Annotated in this window: 5 protein-coding genes; all 5 read left to right on the top strand. The window is 58.3% G+C overall.

The window, feature by feature from the left end:
* A partial coding sequence (locus tag RTI30_RS12525; RefSeq protein WP_312283909.1) for an MBL fold metallo-hydrolase occupies positions 1 to 633 on the top strand: 633 nt, incomplete at its 5' end.
* A complete protein-coding gene (locus RTI30_RS12520) occupies positions 630 to 986 on the top strand; it encodes a hypothetical protein (protein WP_312283908.1) in 357 nt (118 codons plus the stop codon). The genes RTI30_RS12525 and RTI30_RS12520, both read left to right, overlap by 4 nt.
* A gap of 164 nt (positions 987 to 1,150) precedes the next feature.
* A complete protein-coding gene (locus RTI30_RS12515; RefSeq protein ID WP_312283910.1) occupies positions 1,151 to 2,833 on the top strand; it encodes a diguanylate cyclase domain-containing protein in 1,683 nt (560 codons plus the stop codon).
* Complete coding sequence (locus tag RTI30_RS12510) at positions 2,806 to 3,729, top strand: EAL domain-containing protein (RefSeq protein WP_312283907.1); 924 nt, start codon at positions 2,806 to 2,808, stop codon at positions 3,727 to 3,729. Before RTI30_RS12515 ends, RTI30_RS12510 begins: the two co-directional genes overlap by 28 nt.
* Before the next feature lie 126 nt (positions 3,730 to 3,855).
* On the top strand, positions 3,856 to 4,882 hold a 1,027-nt coding region (locus RTI30_RS12505; RefSeq protein WP_312283906.1), incomplete at its 3' end, for a dynamin family protein.

Raw genomic sequence — 4,882 nt, 5'->3', positions numbered from 1 at the left:
ATGGCCGAGCATTTCCTACCCGCCCACCTCGACTATGTCTTTGCCTCCCATGAGGATCCAGATATCGTCGCCTCGGCCAACGGCTGGCTGCTCATCACCGATGCCAAGATCCTCATTGCCCAAGAATGGACGCGTTTCCTGCCCCACTTCTGCACGAAAGGTATGACCGCCGGTCGGGTCATCGGCATCCCTGCACCGGGTATGGTGATCTCTCTGGCCGGTCAGGAACTGCACCTCCTTCCCGCCCACTACCTCCATGCCGTTGGCAATTTCCAGGTCTATGACCCGGTGAGCAAGATCCTTTTCTCTGGCGATCTGGGGGCCAATCTGGTCAGTGGTGCCGATGCCGCCCAGACCGTAGAGGGAGCCGAGGCCTTCCATGCCCACCGTGCCCTCTCCGGCATGGACGGTTTTCATCGCCGCTACATGAGTGGGAACAAGGTCTGTCGGCTGTGGGTGCAAATGGCCCGAAAAATGGATATCGAGTGGATCGTGCCCCAACATGGTGCTTCCTTCCGCGGTAAGGATACCGTGGCCGCCTTCCTCGACTGGTTGGAGGGATTGGAGTGTGGCTTGGACATCCTCAGTGAAAAAGACTTCCAGTTCCCCATTCCCACCGGAGCTAGCGCATGAAACAAGAGCAATTTTTGGCACTGACCAGGCAGATCCAGGAAAGCTCTGCGCAAGCAAAGGGTGTGGTGCTGATTTCCATGGACGGTGCCATTTTACATCAGGAGGGCGAAACGGTGGCCGATGCCGGGCTCATTGGTATTGCCGGGGCGGCGGTCCTGCGTCTTGCCGAGCACATCGGCAACGGCCTGGCAGAATGTCCCACCCAGGAAATCACCATTCGCTGCCAGCATCACGCCGCCCTTTTCCTCCCCCTGAGTGCTGATACCTTGCTCCTGGTCGTGTTGTCCGCTGATGCCGATACCCAGACCCTGGCACATAAAATTTTGGCTTTTATGGAGCCGCATAGGGCGTGAGAAGGAGCAGCTTTCCAGTAAGATTGGTTGGCGTTTTCCCGCGGCGCGGACTGAGCCAAATCGATTGTCCAAAACAGGATTCCCCGCCACGATCACGCTTCCTTCATCAGTATGGAGATCCGCGATGGGCGATCTCACCACAACTGCCTTAACCGCCTGGGGCCATCTGCTGCAAAGCCTTTCTGCCTGGCCCTATCCGGTATTGCTCTAAGGATGCTGAGTTGCGCTGGGTCTATGCCAATCCGGCCATTCTCGACCTCTTCGGTCTGACGGGAGTGGATTATGTGGGACGCAGCGATGCCGAACTCCTTGGTCCGGATGCGGTTGGGATCTGCAATGTGGCAGATCGCCAGTCCCTAACCAGGCGGGCTCTATCCGAAGATATCGAGCACATCGGAGAACGCAGTTTCCGGACCTTCAAGGTGCCGCTGGAGGAGCAGGGGAAAGTCGTAGGGCTGCTGACCTTAGCCCCGGAAATCACCGAGCTGGAAGCCGCACGGGCGGAAGCCGATCGCTATCTGGCCTGCTATCAAGCCCTCACGGAAATCAATCAGCTCATCATCCACGATCCCGATCCCGAACGGCTCTTGCGCGAGAGTTGCGCCATTCTGGCACGGCATATGGGATTTCACTTGATGTGGATCGGCTGGGTGCAGCAGGCTGCGGGCAAAATCGATATCGCCGCCCACTTTCCCGACGTACCGGGGCTGGATCTGACGGACATCCACATTGTCCTGGATCCTGAACGACCTGAGGGTCGGGGCCCTGCGGCACAGGCCGTACGCACGGAAAAAACGGTGATCATCGGCGATGTGGCATCCTGCCCGGACCTGGATCATTGGCAGCCCTATTACCAGCGCTTTGGTATCCGCAGCGTCGCCGCCTTCCCCATCCGGCAGAAGGGCCGAGTGGTGGCCGTCCTGGCGGCCTATACGGACAAGACGGACTACTTCTCCGCCAGCGTGGCGCGTTTGCTCGAAGAGGGGGCGAGCGACATCGGCTTTGCCCTGGAGCGCCATGAGGAGTTGCAGCAATTAGCCCATCGCGCGCTTTATGACGATCTCACGGGACTTCCCAACCGGGTGCTGTTCCAGGATCGGATCCAGCAGGCCATCGCTGCGGGGACACGGAAAGAGGAGATCCTCGCCGTGGGCTTCCTCGACATGGATGACTTCAAGGAAGTGAACGACCGTTTTGGTCACGGCGCGGGGGATAGTCTGCTGCGGGAATGGGCGGAACGCTTGCGCCGGGTGCTGCGCGAGGGCGATACCGTTGCCCGCTTGGGCGGAGATGAATTCGGACTGCTCCTGCGGGCCGAGAGCATGACTGCGTTCTGGCCCGTCGTGGACCGGGTCCAGGGCGCTCTTTCCGGCAATCTGCGCCTTCCTGACGGTAGCGAGTTGGATGTAAGTTGCAGTCTGGGGATTGCTTTCTCTCCCCGGGATGGCGACGATGCCGAAACTCTCATGCGCCATGCCGATCTTGCCTTGTATGAGGCTAAGCGTCGGGGCAAAGGTGTGGTACAGATCTTTACGAAGTCTCTGGAGAAGGAGCGGCAGTGGTTGCAGTCCTTGCGTGCGCGCCTTCCACAGGCTATGACGCGCGGTGAGATCCGTCTGGTATTCCAGCCCGTGGTGGGGTTGCCGACGGGAAAATTGCTGGGCTTTGAGGTCCTATCCCGCTGGCACGATGAAAATGGTCAGGCCATAGAACCGGAATACTTCATGGCGGCCGTAGAGTCACGACTACCCCTGGCCATGGCCTTTTCGGAGTATATATCTTACGCCAGGCTCTGTCCGCTTGGCCGCAACTGGCTGCCATGGGTCATGATGGCTATCTTTCGGTGAACATCTGCGCGGTAGGGTTTCTATCCGACGGCTTTCTGTCCCGTATTCAGGCCTTGTCGGCAGAGTATCCTGACGCCTGCAGACACTTGCTCATCGAGGTCACGGAAACATCCCTGCTGCGCGACATCCCATTGGCGCGCAGCATTATCAGCGCCCTGGAAGGGCAGGGCATCCGCGTTTCCCTGGATGATTTCGGCAGCGGCTATGCCTCTTTGCGTTACCTGCAGGAACTGCCGGTAAGCCAGATCAAGCTCGATGCGGGCTTCATCCGCGCCCTGCTGGACAATGAACGCAATCTCGCCATTGTCTCCGGCATGATCACAACGGCCCGGACGATGGGTATCCCCTTGGTGGCCGAGGGGGTAGAGTCCGAGGAGCATGGCGAGATCCTGCAGGCCCTGGGCTGCTTCAAGGCGCAAGGGTTTTTTATCGGCCATCCCATGGCCCTGGAAGAAATCCCGGCCTGGATAGCCCATTGGCGAGCTCCAAAGGAATGGACTTTTTGGGCCCATCATCCCTGGCATGTGGAACATCGCAAACTCTTCTGGGCCGCATTGGCGCACCGCCGCTGGTTGCAGCGTCTCCTCTCCGGTCAGGCCGATCCGGAAGAACAGGCCCAGGCCATGGCGCCCGATGGCCCGCACCGGTGTCGTTTCGGCCAATGGTATGATAGTCAGGCCGCCAGCATGGGGGATCATCCGCTGTATCGGGAAATTGGCGCGCTCCATGAGCGGATCCATGGGGCGATGATCGGGTTCCTGGGTCTGGATGGATTGGATGATGCACGCCGGGAAAGCGAACGGGACGTTATCCTGAAACTCAGTCAGACCCTGCTGTGCAAGCTCTGGTCCTTGACGGATTCTTCCTCTTCGCCTTTTGGCGAAGATGTACCCTGAATTTGCAGCCATAATTCGTGGATGCATTGTGGACGGGCAAGGAATTATTATAGAGCAATCGAAAATCCTTGGTGCTGGGGCGGTTGCTACCCACCTATTTAATAACAGCTCAACGTTGGAAGAATTATGGTTTTTTCCCTTATGCCTGACTGGGCACGCTCTTCGCCCATCCTCAGTAGCCTGGAATCCTTCGCCCATTGGCGAGCAGAAGTCGCTGACTCGCTCCATCAATTGGCGGAGTTGACCAGCGAACTGGGACTCCTGCCTGGTGGCAGTATCCTGCGCATCGAAAATCAAGCAGTTGCCATTGAGCAAGATACGTTGCGCCTGGCGGTGGTGGGCGAGTTCTCCCGGGGCAAGAGCGAATTGATCAACGCCTTGTTTTTTGCCGATATGGGGCAACGATTTCTGCCGACCAGCTCCGGACAGACCACCATGTGTCCGGTGGAGATTCGCGGTGCACCCCAGGGACGGCCGGGCTTGCAACTCTTGCCCATCTCCAGTCGGAGTATGGATGTCAGCATCGAGAAACTGAAAAGGGCCGGGAGTGCCTGGACCCGAATGGCTTGGGAAGCCGATGGTAAGGCAAGCGGCAGTCGTCTGAAGGTCTTGACCGAAACCATTTGCGTCCCCATTGAAGAGGCGCGTCGTCTCGGACTTTGTCCGCCCTTGAATCGGGTCAGTAAGAATCGAGAAAATACAGTTTGTCCTTCCTGCGGCTTGGGTAAAGTCCTGATCCCCCGTTGGCGTCATGCCATGTTGTTCTTACCCCATCCGATCCTCGATGCCGGTTTGACCGTCCTCGACACCCCGGGCCTGAACGCCATAGGCGCAGAACCGGAGCTGACTTTCAGTATGTTGGCCGAGGCCGAAGCGGTCATTTTTTTGCTGGGAGTCGATACGGGGGTGACCCAAAGTGACCTGATCATTTGGGAGCAATATCTCAAAAAAAATACCAAACAACGGCAGTTGGTCGTGCTCAATAAGATCGACACCCTTTGGGATGAATTGCGTGACCCCTTTGAAATCGCCGAGGAGATCGAGCTGCAGGCCGAGCGAACGGCCACCCGGCTTTGTATCGATCGCGCGCAGGTGATCCCCGTGAGTGGACAAAAGGGCTTGCTGGCGCGCATTCGCGGCGATGTGGATCTTC

Origin of the sequence: Candidatus Igneacidithiobacillus taiwanensis, from assembly GCF_031962545.1 — a bacterium.
Taxonomy (GTDB): Bacteria; Pseudomonadota; Gammaproteobacteria; order Acidithiobacillales; family Acidithiobacillaceae; genus Igneacidithiobacillus; species Igneacidithiobacillus taiwanensis.
The sequence above is the reverse complement of the archived record's forward strand: the minus strand, read 5'-3'. Positions and strand labels throughout refer to the sequence as shown.